We start from the raw sequence: 20453 nt of genomic DNA, 5'->3' as shown, positions 1-20453 counted from the left end.
CACAAATTCTCTGAACCCAACCGAATCCGAAGGTAATGTCTGCCCAGAAGGTAGTTCTCATAGGCTTCGGTCTTTACAGCAACTGCATTTCTCAATTGACTTTCTTCATCCTGCGTAACTTTAATCTGAATCTCATCGGCTATCTGGCGAGCTACTTCGCTGTGTAGAGCAAGCACATCGACCAGGTCACGGTCAAATGTCTGGGCCCAAAGATGTCGCTCTGGGTCTGTGCCAATCAATTGTACGGTAATTCGCACTTTGTCTCCCGAACGGAGAACAGAACCTTCCACCACGGCATCCACATCCAACTCCTTTGCAATCTCGGGTATGGATTTCATAGTTTCTTTGTACCGCATTACAGAAGTTCGAGAAATCGTACGAAGGGCACTAATTTTGGAGAGTTCAGTAATCAGGGCTTCATGCATGCCGGCAGTAAAGATGTCCTGCTCAGTGTCCCCCGACAGGTTGTCCAATGGCAACACGGCAATCGAATCGATACTCTCGCTCTGTTTGGGGAAGAAGGATATTCCAATCAAAACAACTAAAGCGACAACAGCAGCCAGGCCACCATATACAAGTACAGGGGGTCTCCTTGATGTTTTTGTCTGCATAGAAGGTCTGGTCTTTCCGGTGTCAAGGTGATTTCCGACCTCTCTTAAATTTGTCAGCATCTCATCTATGTTTTGATAACGTTGTTGTAACGATTTGAGCAAGGATTTGTCCACAATCTGCTGTAACGCTTCTGGTGTTTCAGAACGCGAGACAGAAACCGGCTCTGGTTCCTCATTCATGATGGCGTACATTACCGCCTGCTCATAATCACCGGGAAAGGGCATTTTCCCGGTGAGCATTTCGTACAAAACCACGCCGAGAGACCAGAGGTCCGCGCGTTCGTCCGCTTCTTCACCCCGTGCCTGTTCCGGGGACATATAGGCGGCTGTTCCCAACGTTGTACCTACCTTGGTAAACTTCACGCCGCCGCGCATCTTGGCCAGGCCGAAGTCCATAATTTTGACCTGGTCTTCTGCGGTAATCATGATGTTGGCAGATTTGATATCCCGGTGGGTGATGCCTTTTTTGTGAGCGGCTTGCAGACCGGAGGCGATTTGGGCGGCGTAATCGACGACGTCAGGTAGGGGCACGGGGCCCCGTGCCCCTACGATTTCATGCAATTCCTTGCCTTCGATGTATTCCATGACAATGAACATTTCAGCATCGACTTCTTCGATGGCATGAATGGTAGCGATATTCGGGTGGTTCAGGGATGCGGCGGCTTTGGCCTCGATCTTAAACCTTTCCCGTTCTTCTGAATTAACGGTAATTTGGCGCGGCAGGAATTTAATGGCGACAGTGCGTTCTAACTTGGTGTCTTCGGCTTTGTACACCACGCCCATGCCGCCCTGCCCGACTTGCTCAATAATTCTGTAGTGTAGGATTGTCTTTCCGACTAAATCAGCCATTCAGAATCTCCAAACTTTCTCTTAGGCAAGTCATTAGCAGGCGGGCTTCTCCGAGCTTTTCGAGGATTTTGTTTACCCCGTTGGATAAAATGTTATTGGATTTGAATATTAGTTTTTTCTTAAGCATTTGGCTGTTTGAACAAAAAAAACGGACTCTATTATCCCACGGGGTAAAGTGTAATATAGGTTTGCCCACCACCACGCTCTCTCCTAAAACTGAACCTGACTCCTCACTTTTATCCCATTCTTCTCAAACCACCCGGCATTGACTTCGAGGGCATAAAGCGCCGGTGCCGCGGAAATATAATGTTTTGATTCGTCCAGCGGCTCCATACGCTGGATATCGACAATCACACCCGCAGCATCAACAAAGGCGATGTCGAGTGGAATAAATGTATTGCGCATCCAGAAGGATAGGATTCGCGTCGATTCGAAGACAAAAAGCATTCCGAGATTCTCTGCCAATTCTTCGCGATACATCAAGCCGAGCTGACGGGATTCGGCATCCTGAACAATTTCGACTTCTAATGAAATGCCATCAATTTTGAGAGAAGGCCTGATATTTCCCTGCTCCTCTGCAGACTGAGCTGAGGCGGCTTTCTGGCTTTGCCCCTTACCACAGGCAGTCAAAAGTACGATTAGAAATAAAATGCAACCTAAATACTTAAAAATTCTCATTTTCGCTCTATCTCTTTATAGATTGCTTTCAATGGAATATTTTGCTCTTTTGAGATACGTTTACAGTCTTCATATTCCGGTGTCCGATTCAGAACTTCCCCATTCAGGCTTGAAATCTTAAATTTCACTTTGCCAAATTTCGTGTCCACTTCCTCGATGGTCCGCTTTAATTTCTTACGCTTTTCCTGCCGGATTCGGACACCAATGCTGGTGGTATTTCTAAAAATAAACTGAGCGAATTTATCCTCATCTTCGGGGCGGGTCAGGACTGTCAACTGAATGCCCGGCCGGTTCTTTTTCATCGAGACATTTGTTAGATAAACATCCAGAGCGCCGTTTTGCAGAAGTTCTTCCAAAATGTTGTCGTAGAACTGTGGATTCATATCGTCAATGTTGGTTTCAAGAATCGAAACGGTATCTTGCTCAATAGCAGCCTGGGTTTTCCTTTCTCCAATAAATACCCGCAACACATTAGGGTGTTCTAAGTCCTGAGAGCCGGCTCCGTAACCGATGCTTTCAGTTGTCATCTCAGGCAGATCGCCAAAGGCATCGGCAATGGTACAGATAATGGCAGCGCCGGTGGGCGTTACCAGCTCTGCTTTGCAATCGGTTGCATAAACGGGCACGCCTTTTAAAATTTCTGCGGTGGCCGGAGCGGGAACCGGCCATTTACCATGTGAAAATTCAACAAAGCCGGACCCGGTATTGAGTTTCGAACTCTGAATTTTTTCAATATTCAAAAGCTTTAAACCGACCAAAGCGCCAACCACATCGATGATGGTGTCGACCCCGCTGATCTCATGAAAATGGACCTGCTCGATAGATTGGTTGTGAATTTTGGCCTCAGCGTCGGCAATTTTCAGGAATATTTCTTTGGCCCTCGTTTTAAGCTTTTCATCAAAACCCGATTCTTCGACAATCCGGTTCAGATCTTTTAGATGACGATAATTTTTTTTCTCAAGATCGATGACATCAAATTTCGTTGCACTTAAATTCTGCTTTGAAACCCTTTGCTGTTTTAATTTACAATTCGGAAGATTAAGTTTGGTTAGCTCGGACTGAAATAACTCAAAATCCAGGCCGGCATCCAGAAGTGCGCCGAGAATCATATCTCCGCTGATTCCGGAAAAACAATCGAAGTAAGCGATTTTCATAAAAGCAGTGTTAAAAAGTGTTAAAGTGTTCGGAGTGTTAGAGTGTTAAAAGAATTGACGGGGAAAGAAGAATTACGCTAGCACTTTAACACCTTAACACTCAAACACTGATTACTGATTTATCGATTTATCAACGAAGCAAAATACCCGGCCCCAAAGCCGTTGTCGATATTCACAACCACAACTCCCGGCGAACAAGCATTGAGCATGGTCAGAAGGGGAGCAACACCCTCAAAACTGGCGCCGTACCCAACAGAAGTCGGCACCGCAATCACCGGTTTGTCTACGAGTCCGGTCACGACTGCAGGCAAAACCCCGTCCATGCCCGCAATGACGATGAGCACATTTGCTTTGTCGATTTTGTCTTTATTGCCGAGAAGGCGTTGGATTCCGGCCACACCCACGTCATAAAGTTTTTCTACCGGGTTGCCGGTTACCTCGGCGGTGACTGCCGCCTCTTCTGCTACCGGCATATCCGAGGTTCCGGCGCTGACGATCAGAATTTTATTTCGGGTTATTTTCTTGCCGTTTGATTTTGCATGTTTAACTACAATTGTTCTGGCAATTTCGTTGCACTCGGCACTCGGAAACTTGTCTTTTACAACTTGAAAGATTTCATCTGAGGCACGAGTTGCCAGGACATCATGATTGACTGATAATTTTTTAAGAATCTCAACCACATGTTCCGGTCGCTTATTTTGACAGAATACGACTTCGGGAAACCCCTTTCGCAAAGCCCGGTGGTGATCGAGATTCGCAAAACCTAAGTCTTCATAAGGAAGATTTTCCAGTCTTGAGAGAGCATCGTCAACAGCAATCCGTTCATCTTTCACACGGTTCAGTATTTCTCTAATTTGCTGCTTATACATTGAGATTTAATCCCGCATTCAAAGAGCCGCTTTTAAATTCTGCCAGGTCAATCTTGTCAAACCCGATCGTTTTGAATTTTGCTGAAATTTTATGAAAATTCTTTTCGATAAAAACGAGCTCTTTTTTAGGAACTTCAATTCTGGCCCTGGCGCCGAAATGCCGAACCCGCAAATCCTTGATATGAAAGCCTTTCAAAAAATCTTCCGCCTTTTCAATCATTGCCAGTTTCCTGGCCGTAACCGCACTGCCATAAGGAATTCGCGATGACAAACACGGGCTCGCCGGTTTATCCCAAATTTCCAGGTTTAATTTTTTCGCCAAAAGTCTAACCTCTGCCTTGGTCAATTGAGCTTCTTTAAGGGGGCTGATTACTTGAAATTCTTCTGCGGCTTGCAGGCCGGGGCGGTAGTCGCCTAAATCATCAAAGTTCGTTCCATTCGCGATAAATTGAAATTTCTCTCGCCGGGCAATTTCTGCAAGCTTCGAATAAAGTTCGGATTTACAAAAGTAGCAGCGGTTGACTGGATTTTGCAGGTAGTTGTGGTTTTGCATCTCCCCAGTCTCAATGACCCAATGCCGCGCACCTATTAATTTGGCAAGTCGGCTGGCCTCGCCCAATTCTTTTCTCGGGACGGACGGTGAATCCGCAGTTACAGCCAAGACGTTGGGGCGGCCTAAAACATCATAGGCAACTTTTAACACCAGAGTGCTGTCGATACCGCCTGAAAAAGCGATGATGAGCCGCTTGAGATTTTTTATAAACTTCTGTACCTGAGCGTATTTGCCAAATTGTTCCATTGTGCTAAAATCTAACTCTGGATTTGCTCTTGGGTTTTTCAGGTTTTGGGATGTCCAAAATAATATCATCAAAGAAGGTCAGTGCACTATTGTTTGTATTATCCGTGTCAACCATAATTGCTACTGCAATCAATAATTCAGGCGCTCTGCCAAACACTTTGCGGTAATCCTTGGCAATTCCCCGGTTTTCCGTCACCCAGTCTCCCCGGTTCTCTTTACCGCTTTGGACCACAACTATGCCCACGCTGTTGCTGTAAGGGCTTCGGTAAATGGTGCCCGTCGGCTCGTTGGCGGCCCAGACATAACAAATTGCCCGTGTCCGCCAATTAACCAGATGTGGTGCAAATACCAGGAAAACCCTGGCGACATAGTCATCGCCAATTTTGTTTCTCTCCGGTGTGTCATCCGGAAGGGTGTCCTCGACTTTCCAACGCCAGGATATTTTTGTCCGCTCTGTCGGTTTGATATTCAAAGAATGCCAAAGGGCGGAGCCGGAGCGATTGGTTGTCACCTGAAGCACTGAATCAGCATCTTCTTTAACCATTTCAAATGTTGCAGGCGGTCCAGCAAATTTTCTCTCTATCCAGTTTTTTTCCCAGCCTTCCTGGAAATCACCCAATAATTTCATTTTAGAATCCTGTGCCAAAACCGTTGAGACAATCATCAATTGTGCGACCAGTAGAACTTGTAGTTTCATTGAGTTTCCTTTAATAAATTATGGATATAAAGTGCTAATTAACCAATTATGTTTATCTTTTGTAAAAAGTTCGCGCACATGCAGTCTGTTCTCCTGGCGCTGCCAAAATTCAATGCGCTGCGGCGCCAACCGAAACCCGGACCAAAACGGCGGACAGGGGATTGGCTTATCTTCAAAATCCTTTTCATATTTTTTAAAACGTGAATCTAATTCTTCAAGGTTTTTAAGGGTTGAACTTTGTTTTGATGCCCAGGCGCCAATCTGGCTGCCGCGGGCACGGGAGGCAAAATAACTATCCGCCTCATCCTCGGAGACCCGTTCAACCGGACCTTCCACTCTCACTTGATACTGAATAGGCTCCCAATAAAAACAGAGGGCTGCAAACGGATTTGCCCGCAACTCTTTTGCTTTGCGGCTCTCGAGGTTAGTGTAAAAAACAAATCCGTTTTCATCAAAGCCTTTTAACAAAACCACCCGTGCCGACGGTTTGCCGTCCGAAGTTGCAGTAGCCAGGGTTACGGCCGCTGGTTCTTGAACATCTGTCTTCTGCATTTTCTCGAATAGTTCGGCGAAGCGTTTAATTGGGTTTTTTTCGATTTGCACTTACCTCAAATGATAGACCCCTTTTTGACATTTGACAAAAAGGGTGGGATTACCAACTATTCTTTTTGAAAAAATATAAGAATTGTATCAGTGTTATGCAAATCTTTTAGAAGCTTTATGAGGAAAGTCTTGAAAAAAGATAAAGCTCCGCCACCGGGACAAAACCTAGTTTTTTGGCCAAATTGAGGGAGGCGGTGTTTGATTTCAATGCGCCCCAGGAAGGCTGCTTGCCCTTCTCAAACATATGTTGAATCATAAACCTGGCGCAACATTCTGCAAACCCTTTTCTTTGGTAGCCCGGCAGGGTTTCAATGGAAACATCCCAAAGGGATTCCGATTCACAAGTGGAACAGCAAAACGATACCGGTTTATTTTCAACGAAAAAAGCTGCGATTGGTGAAAACGGGGAGGCTGCCAGAAGGTCCTTAGCGAGTTCTGGAAACTCATCTTCCAGCCACAAAAGTTCGTTTTCATTTGCCCATCTGACCTGTCCGGTGATTTTTTCTTTTATGTCCGGCGGATTTGAGAATTCATGAATTATTGCAGCTTCTTCCTGCCAATCGCTGAGAGCCGAGCCGACATGCGCGACGCTTTCCCGGTAAGTTAAGACCTCGACCTCTGCCACGGATTTAGAGACTGCCTCTTTAATGGCGCTGATTGCAGGCTTTCCAATAACACAAATCAGCGGAGTATCGAATCTGCGAATCACAAAACTCTCTTTTGTCAGCCCGAAGAGTTCGCAAGATCTGGAAAGCAGCGAGCCGCGCGTGTCGAGCCAGAGCTGCTTATCCGGCAAAGTTGCAGCGAGTTTTTGTAAATCAGCAGTCATTGCTCAGAAATTAACCACAAAATCTATGTAGGGAAATCCTGGGAAAATCGCCTCATCACTCAAGGGATTAAAGAAACTAAGGTCAACACATAATTTCTCACCAAAAAAGCGAAGTCCATAGGAGACCACGGGGTCATCTACTTCAGGGAAGATAAAGTTTTCAGTTACAAATGCTATTCTTCTGGATATTCTCAAATCTGCCCCGAAAAAAAACATGGGTTTATTGGCCAGGTCGTCTTCTACAAAACCATAACCAAGGCCAATTGTAAAACTATGATCGGGTGGTCCAAAAGTACCGACGCCATAAAAACTACCGACAAAAGGCGAGTCACTTTCGTCATCGAAATCAGGAATAGCTAAAATAAGAGCACCGACCGCAAAATTGATAGTCTCGCTCGCAACTAAGCCGATTTTTGGTGTAAAATAAAAAATCTGATTTTCGATGCCAACTCCAGGAACAAGAGACATACCACCCCCGATTGAAACATTATCAGTAACACCATAAGCAAATCCAGGAAATAATACGTAAATATCCGCAAAAAATCCCTGGCCTTTTTTAAGCATTCGCCCGGTTGGCGAAAAATACAATCTCGTCTGGTTTGGATTCGGGAACCAGTATTTTCCGTCCTTTAAGGAAGTCTCCTTAGTGGTGGTTATATTTTCAATTTGAGAAATAGGAATGGTCATCCGTCCAAATTGCGTTTCGAACTGAATTTCGGTTTCACGGATTTCTACGATGCGGCCGATTAATTGAGAACCATCCTTGGTTTTCAGGATTTGTACTTGATTAGAATCAGGAATGGCCAGCTTGGTCTTAATACCTTGTTCCGTTTGCGCAAGCAGGGACCCGATGCAAAAAACTGATATATAAATTGAACATCTAATGAGTCTAAGCATCGGTATTCTCCAAGGTTTGTAAATTTAAGTCATTTCATAACTAAGTAAATAATCTTTTCCTTCTATTAAATGCAAGAGAATTTATGATCTGGCAAAAAAAAAGTGGATACTTTAAGTACCCACTTTGGGAGTCTCTATAATTTTGTACAAAAGAAAGTTTATTTAAATCGACTTTCCTCTGCTCTTAAATTCAAAGCGCATTTTGGGAGCAATCTCAATTCGGGGTAGATTGGGCACATGCAGCCTCCTTCCTTTGTGCAGGCCGCTGCCGAAAAAATGCAAGTTGTGAAAGTCCGAGCCTTCTAATTCGACCTCGACTTTTTGGGTTTTTCCTTTGCGTACAAACTGAACACTGGCAACGTCGCCATCTTCATAATCTTCGAGGGTCTCGATGAGATCTTCGTGGCTTGAAATTTTTTCATCATCGATCCTGGTGATAACGTCGCCGGCTTTCAGACCTGCGGCTTCTGCAGGGCTGTCTTCAGTTACTTCAATTATCAGCACGCCGTCATCCCTATTAACTTTAAAATACTCGGCTAAATCTCCGTTCAGGTCATGAACCTGAACCCCCAACTGCGGTCTGCCCATAAAAAATTGGAAATTATTGTCGTCACTCCAAACGAACGAATGTCTGCGTCTTCTTTTGCCAATCGTAAGTTCGATTTGTTTTTCTTTTCCATCACGCATGATGAGGAGTTTGACCTTTGTGCCCCGTTCGGTCTTGCGTACTGTTCTCGAAAATTCTTCCGAAAGTTCAACTGATTTGCCGTTGAAAGTAAGGATAATGTCATCTTCCCGGAGACCGGCGTCATCCGCGGGGCTTTTTTCAACGACGCTGGTGATAAGCAATCCGGTGCGGTTTCCGAGTTCGTAATCTTTGCTCATCGAAGGAGTCATTTCCTGAATACCGACGCCAAGCCAGCCTTTTTTGGATTTGCTTTGAGCCTGGCTTTGACTCTGAATCGCAAAAATGAACGCCATAGCAATTAGTAAATAATTGAGCATTTTGTTAGAAAAAATGTGTTTAAGCATGTTTACCTCCGTTTGGTTCGGGTTATAAGTTTCGAGTTACTGGTTTCGAATTCCAGGTTTAGAGTTCCGAGTTGCCTACAACAGCAGCTTGACTCAAAACACAAAACTCGAAACCAGTAATTATTTTTTAATATTCTTGAATTTCGACTTTCTTGCGCAAAGCGGCCAAAGTGAGCTCCCCGCGATCATATCGATCCAAATCCTGCTTTCTTACCTTCAAGATCACTTGTTGGGGAGTTTCAAGGAAATGTGCTCTCCAGTTATCTTTAAAATTTATGTTAACCACAACATATTCGGTTGGCTTAAGAGTGCGGAGCGTATGCCCGTAATCACCAACCAGCTCAACCAATTCATCCTTAAATCCTTTTATGGATTCTTTTATCCTTTCTTCCGGACTCTTGCTTTGGATCGTGGTTTTCACCCTGCTTGCCTGCAGCTCTTCCTGTTCTTTTAAATACTTCCCCAAATAGTATTCATAGGTAATAACATCTCGCTCCCCAAGCAAGTATCCCCTAATAAAGAAAAGCGCTCCTAAGCCGTCTAAATAAATCCCCCGGTTTTTGCTATCCATTCTGAACTCGCCCCTGTGTTTTCTGTTTAAAGCGGTATTCAAGATATTAGCCATGATATCGATGTTTCGATTTTTCTGTTTGCTGTCCAAACGTTTATGAAAAGTAACGCGGTTGCGAAAAGTCTTTTCATCGATTTTACCTTTTCTAAAATCGACTATATCACTCTTTTTAGCAGTAATATTTAACCCGGATGGGCTTTTCTCAACGTTTTCGGCGCCTCTTAAATGAACCGCAAAAACACCGTAAGTATGCTCAAAGTTGGCCAGGATTGTAATCCGGTCAGTTGGTTTAATTTGACCAATTGCATCGGCGTAATCACGCAGAAACTCGATGGCGCGTTCTTCTAATAATTCGATGCGTTTCCCGGTTGTGAGATCCTCTTTCGTCAAGACTACTCCTGTAGTTGCATCAACTATCACCGGACCCTCATCAGGAACTGGAGGTACCGATATAGGTTTGCCTTCCAATGCTCTTGCACTTGCTTTCGCTTGCTCAGCAAGTTCTTTGGCCAGCGCAAACTCATTGCCCATTCTTAGCCGGACAACATCCATTAGACGCGACCCTCCCAGGTCAATCTGAAAAACAACGCCATATCCGTCGAAATAAAGCCCGCGCGCGCCGCCGTTTGAAAAGGCCAGCATGGGCTTCGAGGGCGCCAAAAGATTGTCAAGAATTCCCTGCATTATTTCAAGATCACGATTCATGCGATCCCAATTAATTTTTGAGGATTGGGCGAAGCTCGACATCGGAACCAATATTATTGACAGAAAAATTATTTGCCAGAAAAGCAAACGTATTAAAAATTTATTTTTCATTTAAATTTAACTCCTTTGAAAATCTAACTACTTATTTTGCTCAAAGTTTGGCCGGACACTTTGAAAATTAGCTGTCTGAATTAATTGCTGCAAGACCTGGTTTGTGCGGCGAAGTTTGTCATCATTTGCGGAATGAATCACTTCAAATCCTTTTCCTACCCAGCTCAGGTCTTGCCGCCGCTGGTAATCGACGTCCCGTGCAAACTCTCTTAAAGCGGTTCGATATTCATTACGGCTGCGAGTTTGCGTTCTTTGAATCATATCCTGAATTACGAGATAGGAGTCTTCTTTCCAGGAATCAAACTCACGTTTGGTTATCGGAACCGCCAGTGGGTCTCCGGTTATTTCGGCTTGCTTCTCAGAACGCGGCAATAGAGTCAGCTTGATATTTAACTCGCCGTCAGAATACGAAGCTTCAAAATTCAGCACGGCCAAGATTAGCAGTACCAAAGCAAAACCACCCGCAAAACCTACGGCAATTCTTCGCCAGCCAAATCCAACTGACCAGCCAGATTTCAGCCAATTCCGGAAAGATGCCTTTTCGCGAATAAATTTGAGATTTAACCCGGGCTCTTCATCCGGCCAGGTCTTAAGAATGTCAGCGGTTTTGCTAAATTCCGCCAACTCCTTTTTACAAGCGGCGCATTTTTTTAAATGCAGTTTAACGTCTTTGATCGCTTCATCAGGCAAGTCTTCGTAAAAATAGCCGATTAATCTTTCTTTTGACAGATCACATTTCATATCTCAAACTCTCCTTACTAATTTCCCACTGCATAAAAATTTTGCGTAAGGCGGCAATGCCATAATACATTCTCGATTTGGCTGTATTCACCGACATTTCTAAAACATCGGCAATTTCGGTAAATTTCAATCCCTGGTACTCTTTCATAATAATCACCACTCTCTGTTCCTCCGGAAGGGTCTGCAGCGCCCGGCCAATCAATTCTGATACATCATGTTTGTGGACTTGTTCCTCGGGCTCGCTCTTTGAGTCTGTTGTAAGATTTAAAACACCTGCTTGAGCGCCATTGCTATTTTCCTGCAGATGATCCAGCGAACAGGTCTTCTTCCTGCTGCGGCTTTTGATTTCATCCCGGCAAATGTTGATGGCGATCTGATACAGCCAGGTTGAAAACTTTTCAGTGTCCCGCAGCCGATTCAGTTTTCGGTACACCCGGATAAATGTTTTCTGGCAAATATCCTGCGATTCTTCCCGATCGCCAATGTATCGTAAAATGAAATTGTAAACACTTTTCTCCCACCGCCAGACCAAAGTGTTAAATGCATTCACGTCGCCGGTGAGAAATTTCCCGATCAACTCTGAGTCAGTCATTAATTTTGAAAATTGCCCCTAAAAAGACCATTAAGTCATTTATCTTCAGCGTCATTATGTCATTCGGCCATTTACTTTTGACATAAAATGACTTTATTGACAGCGAAGTGTCATGACAGCATTTTAGATAATTTACATTAGGTTAGACGACGCTAAAGCCGACAAAGTTTTAAGACCCCCCAAATGAATTCGTTTAGCATGGAATTTTCATTGCCGGGTTTTGGTTACATGATGCGAACTACAAATTTGAGACTCATCTTGTTTACTCGGTAGTGTGATCTCTAAATATCATCGCAATCTGGATGATAGTGTTCTCGTGTTTGTGTGTTCAAGTGTTCAGGCACTAATAACTTGAAATTATTCAACTTGAATAAACACTTTAACACCTGAATACGCTAACACTGTATATTGCCCGGTTGTTTAGGAAACGTTGCACTAGATAGTCTCAAATAGAAAATTTAAGGAGAAAACATGACTTACATTTCCCGATTGGCTTTCATGCTCGCATTTGTCCTGGGTTTTGCAACTATGCTTCATGCACAACCGGAGGATTTACCGAAGGAGTTTAAACAAATTATCCCGCGCGGACAAATCGCCGCAATTTCGCAGCCACAGTTTGTTCCGGGAGACTCAGCAAATATCGCCGATGACTCCTGGGTATTGGGCGTTGTTATCGATGGTCAGGCACGGGCTTACAGCCTGAACTTATTAAACAGCCACGAGGTTGTTAACGACCGAATTGGCAACATCGCGTTTGCGGCCGTTTGGTGACCGCTGGCCAATACGGCCGTCGTGTACGACCGAGTCTATGGCAACAAAGAAATCAATTTTGAAGCATCCGGTGGCCTTATGAACGCCTCTTTAGTCATGCAGGACTTTGAAACCGATTCTTACTGGGCCATCATGCGGGGCAAATCTATCGCCGGAGAATTTAAAGGAACAAAGTTAAAAGAACTTCCTTTTGGTAAAAAAGCGATGTGGAAAGATTGGCTTAAAGAGTATCCAAACACTGTAGTCCTTTCGGTAAATGGCCAGGAAGATGGCCGCGATGGTTACCAGCGATATTTCTCGTCACCGGAAGGCTTCAGAGGCAGCGTAGCAAAGGACACCCGATTAAGAACAAAGGAGCCAATCTTTACTTTTCACTGGCAGGAACAAAGTTATGCAATACCCCATTCGGCCGTTGAAGGCGGGAAAGCTTTCGATCTCGGCGAGATTCAGCTGTTTCTTTATCGTCCAAAAGGCGCCGCGATATTTCATTCAACCACAGTTTATCAATCCGCCAGTTCAAGCTTTAAGAATGTTGATGGTGTTTGGATTCACGATAAATCAGGTTGCAAATTTAATTTGGAAAACGAGAGGTTTGAAGGAAACGAGGCGGACTGTCCACAGCGGTTCGAAGGATTTGATACCTTCTGGTATAATTGGAGTTTAAATAATCCGGAAACAAAATTGCTGCAATAAAAGAGAATCGCCTAAAAAAATCCCGGGACACTTTTTAAAGTACCCGGGATTTTGGCTATTTTACCTTCTTCGGGAGGGCTCGCAAGGAGCTTTAACCAGGCTGCTTAACCACGCGCAAATAGGGCTTAACTGTGTTCCAACCGTCCGGAAACATTTCCTTCGCATCTTCATCCGATACAGTCGGGACGATAATAACGTCTTCGCCATTTTTCCAGTTGGCAGGCGTAGCTACTTTATGCTCAACGGTTAATTGCATGGAGTCAAGCACCCGCAAGATTTCGTCAAAGTTACGACCTGTGGTCATCGGGTAGGTCAGCATCAATTTGATTTTTTTGTCGGGTCCTATAATAAAGACAGAGCGGACCGTTGCATTTGTAGCAGCCGTACGGCCTTCGGAAGTACCCTCCTCCTCTGCCGGTAACATATTGTAAAGCTTCGACACGGCCAGATCCGTATCTCCGATCATGGGATAGTTGACCGCATGGCCCTGGGTTTCCTCGATATCTTTGGCCCACCCCTTGTGGCTTTCCACCGGATCAACGCTCAAGCCAATAACTTTACAGTTACGCTTTGCAAATTCGGGCGCCAGACCGGCCATGTATCCCAATTCGGTTGTGCAGACCGGTGTGAAATCTTTTGGATGGGAAAATAGTACCGCCCAGCTATCGCCAATCCAGTCATGAAAATTAACTGTGCCCTCAGTTGTGGCAGCGGTAAAATCAGGCGCTTCATCATTAATTCGTAGTGACATGTCCTGTCTCCTTAATTTATTTAAGTGATTTATTTATTTGTCAAGCCCTACTTTTCACAACAATTTTACCTTTTCCCTTTTTAGTAATTTTGCCGATTGGCTCCGCAACACTAACTCCGCTTTCATGAAGCCTTACCAGCAATTCACCCGCCATTTTTTCAGGAACTGAAATAAGTAATCCCCCGGAGGTTTGCGCATCACATAAAAGGACTTGTTGAGTACTCGAAATCTCGCTTGTCCACTCCACTTTATCGGAGACAAATTCCATGTTATTTTGTGTGCCTCCGGGTACCACATTCGCAACTGCGAATTCTCGAGCCTGTTCAAGAATGGGTACTTTCTCAGAATAAATTTCTGCATCAACACCACTGGCAACAGTCATCTCGCTTAAGTGTCCAAGAAGTCCGAATCCGGTGACGTCGGTACATGCATTGACTTGAAAATCTGTCATGACTTCGGCGGCGTTCCGGTTCAATATACTCATGATTTCAATCGCCTGTTTGACGGTTCCTTCATCTGCCAGGCCACGTTTAATCGCTGTCGAAATAATTCCTAACCCAATCGGCTTGGTTAGGATGAGCGCGTCACCCGGTTTTGCGTTCGCGTTGCTGAGAATTTTTTGGGGGTGAATCAAGCCGGTCACAGCAAGGCCAAATTTGGGTTCCGTGTCATCGATGGTATGCCCGCCGATGATACTCACGCCTGCTTCTTTAGCTTTGTCCTGAGCGCCTTTCAGGATTTCCTTCAACACCTCCATGGGCAGCCGGTTCGACGGAAAGCCGACGATATTGAGAGCAAAGAATGGTTTGCCGCCCATCGCGTACACATCGCTGAACGCGTTGGTTGCGGCAATCGCCCCGAAGTGATAAGGGTCATCCACAATGGGTGTGAAAAAATCAACTGTTTGCACCACGGCCGTTTCGTCGTTGATTTTGTAAACCGCAGCGTCGTCCGCAGTATTCAGGCCCACCAGAATATTCGCATCCTCGGGCAAAGGAAGGTCTGCAAGAATTTTCTCCAGGGCTTGCGGCCGCAGCTTACAGGCGCAGCCAAGTCCGTGCGTGAAATGAGTGAGTTTAATATCGCCTAAATTAGCTCCGGTTGGAATTGCATTTGCTTGGGATGGCTGCAATCGTTGCACAGCACTCGTTATGATTTCCACAGCTTGCTCGATCTCATTTTCGGTGGTGAATCTTCCGGTAGAAAAACGCACTGTGCCCATGGCGTACTCAATGGGCACGTTCATGGCGGTTAAAGTCGGAGAAACGTCGATGGAATCGGAGTGGCAGGCAGCGCCCGCTGAAGCGGCAACTCCCTCGACTTCATCGAGCAAAGTGTTGGCTTCAATATTTGCAAAGCCGACGCTTAATGTATTTGGTAGTCGATTTCCCTCATGGCCGTTCAGTTTTATTTCAGGCAGCCTGTCTTTGAGTCCTTGATGAAGCAAATCGCGCATCTTTTTCATGTGCGCTGTGTTTTCTTCTAAACTCTGTTTGGCGAATTCACAGGCCTTTCCCAAACCGACGATTTCAAGAACGTTTTCCGTACCCGCGCGCAGGTTTTGTTCATGGTCAGCGCCGTGGATAAGCTTCTCCAAAACCACTCCCTGCCGGATATACAAAGCGCCGATGCCTTTGGGCGCATATAGTTTGTGACCGGCCACCGAGAGCAAATCGACGCCTAATTCATCAACCAGTGTGGGTATTTTGCCCAGGCTCTGTGCTGCATCGGTGTGCAGGAGAATGTCATGTTCTTTAGCAAGATTGGCGATTTCTGGAATCGGCTGGATGGTGCCCACCTCATTATTAGCGTGCATGATGGTAATCAAAATCGTTTGCGGCGAAATCGCTTTTTCTAAGGTGTCCAAATCCACTAACCCAAATTCATTCACAGGCAAGTAGGTCACCTGAAAACCGCTCTTCTCCAAATATTGGCAAACTTCATAAACCGCCGGATGCTCAATCGACGAAGTGATGATATGATTGCCTTTGCCGCGATTGGCAAAAGCGACGCCCTTGATGGCGTAATTGTTGGCTTCGCTGCCGCCGCTGGTAAAAATGATTTCTTCGGCATGACAATTAAGCAGCCCGGCAATCTGTCTTCGGGCTTTCTCAACTGCCTTTTTGGCCTGAACGCCATACCAATGAGTACTCGATGGATTACCAAAGTGCTCCTCGAGATATGGACGCATGGCTTCAGCCACTGCAGGGTCGAGTGGCGTGGTGGCGTTATAGTCTAAGTAGATGGGTTTCATTTTGCTAATCTTAATTCATATTTCAAACTAAATACGTATTCTAAGTTCGTAGTACAGCCTTTAGGCTGGTCTTAACAGGCTGAAGCCTGAACTACGAACTTACTACAACTTTACAATTCAGAGTCATCCCAACCTTTTCCATAATCCAAAAGCGGGTAATTTAACCAGATCTCTTTGGCTTTTTCTCTGCCAACCTTTTCCAAGAAATCAATGGCGCTCGAAAATGACCATTCTTGCCATTTCTTGACATAGCCATGATGTACTGGGTTATTGTGAACATAATTCATGGTCGTCCAAAAGTGTCTATCGTTTCGAATATATCTATCCACAGAGTTGTACCAAACTTTACGTCCCCGGTAGTTCTCCTCACCGTTCCACTGAAATGAACTCCTACCATGAACTTTACCTAACTCTTGAACTAATACTGGTAAACTTTTAGTTTTGATAAGATTGTGGTAATGGTTTGGTAAGACACACCACGAATAAATCTCATCACAGAATTTTGTTAGAGTTTCAAGCAGCCACCCTGAAAACTGCGCCATCCTTGCCGGCGATTTGCCAATGATTGTTTGGTGTTCATAACAAGCACCGCTGATAAAATAGTAATCTGTTTCACCAATTTGATGTGGAGGGCTATGCCAAGGGTATCCTTTTTGCTTGCGATCTTTGAGAACCTCATCACGTTCCTCAGCAGTCATTTTTCGCCAGTCGTACATATTATTAAAGTTTAGTTTGTAGTTCAAACTTTAGCTTGTTTGAGCTTGCTAATACCAGCCTGAAGGCTGGACTACGAACTTTACATTGATTCAAGCAAAGGCTTCAAAACCTTCCAAACATTTTCAGCGACAATTTTATGCCCTTCAGCTGTCGGATGAATACCGTCAGACAGGTTCAATTCAGGCACACCACCCACTCCCTCCAGTAAAAATGGCACAAGGAGTGCATCTTTTGCTAAGACAGTAAAAATCGAGCGAAACTTATCTGTGTACTCCTCACCTAAATTAGGCGGCGCCAGCATTCCTGCAACCACGATCTTAACGTTTGGATATTTGTTTTTTGTACTATCGATAATGGCTTGCAGATTCTTTTTCGTAAGATCCAGAGAAATTCCGCGCAGGGCATCGTTCGCGCCCAATTCGAGGACCAGGACATCCACTTTTCTTTTCAACAGCCAGTTGATGCGGCGCAAGCCGCCGGAGGAAGTCTCGCCGCTCAGTCCGGCGTTCACGACCTCAAAACTCCAATCCAACGAATCGATTTTTTGCTGAACCAAAGCTGGGAAAGCTTGTGACTTTTGCAATCCGTATCCGGCCGTTAAACTGTTGCCTAAAAATAGAATCGTTTTGGCTGGTTTTTTCTTTGTATTTTTATCATCCTCAAAGGTTGTTAACTCTTTGCAATTGGTCGCAGATTTTGCTACTATTGCAGTCGAAAGAGTAAGCACTAAAAGAAGGGCCCCAGCGAGGCAAAGCTTTGAAGACATGAATAATTCCTTTGTGAAACTAAGCTAATCAGTCTACGTCTAATGAAATTAATCTGTTTCCTAAATATAACGAAATTCCATTTCAATAGCAATCCTCACATTTAAAAATTTAGCTTATGAACTCAATTCTCTCAGTTCACGATTTATCAAAAACTTACAAAAGCGGCAGCAAAACCCTGACTGTGTTAAAAGACATTTCTCTCGAGATCGAAGAAGGAACTTCCTGCGCCATTGTCGGACCCTCCGGCAGCGGTAAAACTACCCTGCTCGGCCTGTGCGCCGGACTCGATTTACCAACAACAGGTTCGGTTGTGCTAAACGGCGTTCAATTAAACGATCTGAACGAAGATGAGCGCGCCAAAGTCCGCAACGAAACCATCGGTTTTGTCTTTCAAAATTTTCAGCTCATTTCCACGTTGACGGCGATGGAAAATGTTATGGTTCCGCTTGAGCTGCGCGGTGAAAATCATGTCAAGACTCAAGCCGAAGATCTGCTCGACCAGGTAGGTCTTGGTGATCGCTCAAAACACTATCCGGTGCAGCTCTCCGGCGGTGAACAGCAGCGGGTGGCGCTGGCGCGGGCCTTTATTAATCGTCCAAAGATTCTGTTTGCAGATGAACCGACCGGCAACCTTGATGAAAAAACCGGCGCTGAGATTCTCGATCTAATCGCAAAGCAGCATAGTAATGGACTGACGATCGTTATGGTCACACACGATCCCGCAATAGCAATACGCGCAGACCGTGTAGTTCATCTGCATGATGGGCGAATCGTCGAAAAGTAGGGCAAAGGCACTGCCATACTAATCATTCACTTTGTAATATTGCACAAAGGTTTCAACCAGAGTTCTTAGCGATGAGCCAAACTCATCTCTTACCGCCTCAGGCCACTCACTACCCTTTTTTAGCGCGTGAACCCAAGCTCTAAAACCATTGGGATTCTCGCGAATCATCAAATCAACGAGTAAATAGCCAATTGCGTTACCAATATCATATGGCCCGGGGAAGCTCTCATCTTCATATTGCAAACTAACAACAGTTGCGACATTCCCACCTGAGCGAATAAATTCAAGAGCGGGCCTGCGCAATCTGTCATCAAGCGAAGGATCTTCGATAACTTTCGATACTACATATTCCGCATACCCCTGATTTGCCCAAGCAGGCAAACGCTTAGCAGATCGAAAGCGATGCATAATCCCATGAACACTTTCACGCACCAATGTTCTTGCTAGCTGCGATTTATCAGATGATTCGTAACAACTAATATAAACCTTAGGCCCAACTGTGTGACATAACCCCTTAACCTTCAGCGGAACAAGTTGCTTGAACGTTTCCGCTTCAACCAAGCGAAACCGATCCTGATCCTTAAATATATAAACCAGCGCTTTCCCCCAAAATATATTATCGCTATCAAACGGCCCAACAAGATTTGCCACCTCATCATAGGTTCGCTCTAACATTCGCGCCCACTTTGCTGCGGATAACCTGGGTATATCTGAATAGATCAAAAAATGCGCTGTCTCGATGGGCTTCAGTTGCAATGCTGATTGCTGGGCAATTTGCTTTGCTTCATTTTTTATTTCATTAAGCGCATTTATGCGCTGCTCTAAAGTTAGTTCTGGCCAGGGATCAGCTGACCATGGCCCGGCTTCGGGGGATTTGGTATTAAGCTGCTGAGCTTTGATATCTTCCAATTCTTGGAGAAGCTTCCTTTTAACTTCCTCGGCATGATCTCTGGCAGTTTGAATCGCATCAGTTGTGTCGGGATCGATTCGAATTGCATGATCGAAGGCTTTTTCAGCTTTGGAATCCCCCTTAGCCATGAGTAGTAATACAGAGCCAAGATCTACCCATTGCATCGCGATTTTTTTGTCCATCACTTTTTGGTAGAGCTTCCAGACATCATCAACATCAAGCTCAGTCCACTCTCGGCGACCGAATGAGCCATTTATCCCATTTTTGTCCCATTCCCGCATTAAGCCAACGACCCTCATACCATCTGTCAGTTTGAATCTAACTTTGATGGGTTCTGGAAGAGGGCCGCAGTTAGCTATTTCCCCCATGGCTAGCAACACCGCCAAAATGGCACCTTTTGTTACTTTCATGATTAAAACGGCACCCTTACCTAGAATGAAACTGCCTCAATAGCCTCGAAAATATCATCCAAGACCCTTTGGTCGCCGAATAGAATGGTACTAGGATTGTTACATCTAAGGATGGAATTGATCTCCGTGTATGAGGTCTATATCTACCCAGATAGTGGCATATTCCACTATCCGGCAAAAATTGCCGATGCTCTGGAGCAAAAAAATGTTTGAACGCCTAACAGATAGAGCTAGAAAAGTAATGGCCTTGGCTAACCAGGAAGCTCAGCGCTCCAACCATGAATACATTGGTACCGAACATATTTTGCTAGGCCTGGTCAAAGAAGGCTCAGGCGTAGGCGCCAACGTATTAAAGAATTTAGATATAGATCTACGCAAGGTTCGCCTCGAGGTAGAAAAGCTAGTCAAATCTGGCCCGGATATGGTCACCATGGGCAAGCTCCCACAAACCCCACGGGCGAAAAAGGTCATTGAGTACGCAATCGAAGAAGCTCGCAATCTCAACCATAATTACGTAGGAACCGAGCATCTGTTGCTGGGATTGCTACGCGAGCACGATGGAGTGGCTGCACAAGTGCTTATGAACCTCGCGCTCAAGCTCGAAGAAGTGCGTGAGGCAGTGCTAAACCTTCTTTGCGCTGGGGTGGAGAGTGATAGA

At 45.0% G+C, this 20453-nt stretch carries 22 protein-coding genes; 4 read left to right on the top strand and 18 right to left on the bottom strand.

What is annotated here, in order from left to right:
• From IH879_06465 to IH879_06405, 13 genes are all read right to left on the bottom strand, one after another.
• Positions 1-1460 (bottom strand): protein kinase (locus IH879_06465; GenBank protein ID MCH7674579.1); only part of this gene is annotated, 1460 nt, incomplete at its 3' end.
• A gap of 210 nt (positions 1461-1670) precedes the next feature.
• Positions 1671-2138, bottom strand: a complete 468-nt coding sequence (locus tag IH879_06460) for a DUF192 domain-containing protein (GenBank protein ID MCH7674578.1) — start codon at positions 2136-2138, stop codon at positions 1671-1673.
• A complete protein-coding gene (gene larC, locus IH879_06455) occupies positions 2135-3292 on the bottom strand; it encodes a nickel pincer cofactor biosynthesis protein LarC (protein MCH7674577.1) in 1158 nt (385 codons plus the stop codon). Before larC ends, IH879_06460 begins: the two co-directional genes overlap by 4 nt.
• Before the next feature lie 119 nt (positions 3293-3411).
• Positions 3412-4161, bottom strand: coding sequence for a nickel pincer cofactor biosynthesis protein LarB (gene larB / locus IH879_06450; protein ID MCH7674576.1), 750 nt, complete (start codon positions 4159-4161; stop codon positions 3412-3414).
• Complete coding sequence (larE, locus tag IH879_06445; GenBank protein ID MCH7674575.1) at positions 4154-4960, bottom strand: ATP-dependent sacrificial sulfur transferase LarE; 807 nt, start codon at positions 4958-4960, stop codon at positions 4154-4156. The genes larB and larE overlap by 8 nt, the downstream gene beginning before the upstream one ends.
• Positions 4961-4964: 4 nt before the next feature.
• Complete coding sequence (locus IH879_06440) at positions 4965-5657, bottom strand: DUF3047 domain-containing protein (GenBank protein ID MCH7674574.1); 693 nt, start codon at positions 5655-5657, stop codon at positions 4965-4967.
• Between the two features lie 18 nt (positions 5658-5675).
• Positions 5676-6260: a pyridoxamine 5'-phosphate oxidase gene (gene pdxH, locus IH879_06435; GenBank protein MCH7674573.1), complete on the bottom strand. Its 585-nt coding sequence runs from the start codon at positions 6258-6260 to the stop codon at positions 5676-5678.
• Between the two features lie 115 nt (positions 6261-6375).
• A complete protein-coding gene (locus IH879_06430; protein ID MCH7674572.1) occupies positions 6376-7089 on the bottom strand; it encodes a GNAT family N-acetyltransferase in 714 nt (237 codons plus the stop codon).
• 3 nt (positions 7090-7092) lie between these two features.
• A complete protein-coding gene (locus IH879_06425; GenBank protein ID MCH7674571.1) occupies positions 7093-7986 on the bottom strand; it encodes a hypothetical protein in 894 nt (297 codons plus the stop codon).
• A gap of 162 nt (positions 7987-8148) precedes the next feature.
• Complete coding sequence (locus tag IH879_06420; protein MCH7674570.1) at positions 8149-9018, bottom strand: PDZ domain-containing protein; 870 nt, start codon at positions 9016-9018, stop codon at positions 8149-8151.
• 127 nt (positions 9019-9145) lie between these two features.
• Complete coding sequence (locus tag IH879_06415; GenBank protein MCH7674569.1) at positions 9146-10405, bottom strand: hypothetical protein; 1260 nt, start codon at positions 10403-10405, stop codon at positions 9146-9148.
• 27 nt (positions 10406-10432) lie between these two features.
• Entirely contained in the window at positions 10433-11146 is a 714-nt protein-coding gene (locus tag IH879_06410; protein MCH7674568.1) for a hypothetical protein, read from the bottom strand.
• Positions 11136-11738, bottom strand: coding sequence for a sigma-70 family RNA polymerase sigma factor (locus IH879_06405; protein MCH7674567.1), 603 nt, complete (start codon positions 11736-11738; stop codon positions 11136-11138). Before IH879_06405 ends, IH879_06410 begins: the two co-directional genes overlap by 11 nt.
• A gap of 471 nt (positions 11739-12209) precedes the next feature.
• Between IH879_06405 and IH879_06400 the strand changes: the two genes are divergently transcribed.
• Positions 12210-12509: a DUF3179 domain-containing protein gene (locus IH879_06400; protein MCH7674566.1), complete on the top strand. Its 300-nt coding sequence runs from the start codon at positions 12210-12212 to the stop codon at positions 12507-12509.
• 21 nt (positions 12510-12530) lie between these two features.
• Positions 12531-13202: a DUF3179 domain-containing protein gene (locus tag IH879_06395; GenBank protein ID MCH7674565.1), complete on the top strand. Its 672-nt coding sequence runs from the start codon at positions 12531-12533 to the stop codon at positions 13200-13202.
• A gap of 91 nt (positions 13203-13293) precedes the next feature.
• Here the strand turns inward: IH879_06395 and IH879_06390 are convergent, their stop codons facing one another.
• The 4 genes from IH879_06390 to IH879_06375 all read right to left on the bottom strand — a co-directional run bounded on the left by IH879_06390 (position 13294) and on the right by IH879_06375 (position 17690).
• Positions 13294-13953: a peroxiredoxin gene (locus tag IH879_06390; GenBank protein MCH7674564.1), complete on the bottom strand. Its 660-nt coding sequence runs from the start codon at positions 13951-13953 to the stop codon at positions 13294-13296.
• A 40-nt stretch (positions 13954-13993) separates the two neighbouring features.
• Complete coding sequence (gene selD, locus IH879_06385; protein ID MCH7674563.1) at positions 13994-16207, bottom strand: selenide, water dikinase SelD; 2214 nt, start codon at positions 16205-16207, stop codon at positions 13994-13996.
• A gap of 110 nt (positions 16208-16317) precedes the next feature.
• Entirely contained in the window at positions 16318-16950 is a 633-nt protein-coding gene (locus tag IH879_06380; GenBank protein ID MCH7674562.1) for a hypothetical protein, read from the bottom strand.
• A 53-nt stretch (positions 16951-17003) separates the two neighbouring features.
• Complete coding sequence (locus tag IH879_06375) at positions 17004-17690, bottom strand: arylesterase (GenBank protein ID MCH7674561.1); 687 nt, start codon at positions 17688-17690, stop codon at positions 17004-17006.
• Between the two features lie 116 nt (positions 17691-17806).
• Here IH879_06375 and IH879_06370 point away from each other — a divergent pair, with 116 nt between their 5' ends.
• On the top strand, positions 17807-18475 hold the full coding sequence (locus IH879_06370) for an ABC transporter ATP-binding protein (GenBank protein MCH7674560.1): 669 nt from the start codon (positions 17807-17809) through the stop codon (positions 18473-18475).
• Between the two features lie 18 nt (positions 18476-18493).
• On the opposite strand, the gene IH879_06365 is transcribed toward IH879_06370, so the two are convergent.
• Positions 18494-19795: a hypothetical protein gene (locus IH879_06365; protein MCH7674559.1), complete on the bottom strand. Its 1302-nt coding sequence runs from the start codon at positions 19793-19795 to the stop codon at positions 18494-18496.
• Positions 19796-20000: 205 nt separating this feature from the next.
• On the opposite strand from IH879_06365, the gene IH879_06360 reads away from it, so the two are divergent.
• On the top strand, positions 20001-20453 hold a 453-nt coding region (locus tag IH879_06360; GenBank protein MCH7674558.1), incomplete at its 3' end, for an NDP-hexose 4-ketoreductase.

Source organism: candidate division KSB1 bacterium (genome assembly GCA_022562085.1).
In the GTDB taxonomy this organism is placed as follows: domain Bacteria; phylum Zhuqueibacterota; class Zhuqueibacteria; order Oceanimicrobiales; family Oceanimicrobiaceae; genus Oceanimicrobium.
This window is presented reverse-complemented; position numbering and strand designations above follow the sequence as displayed.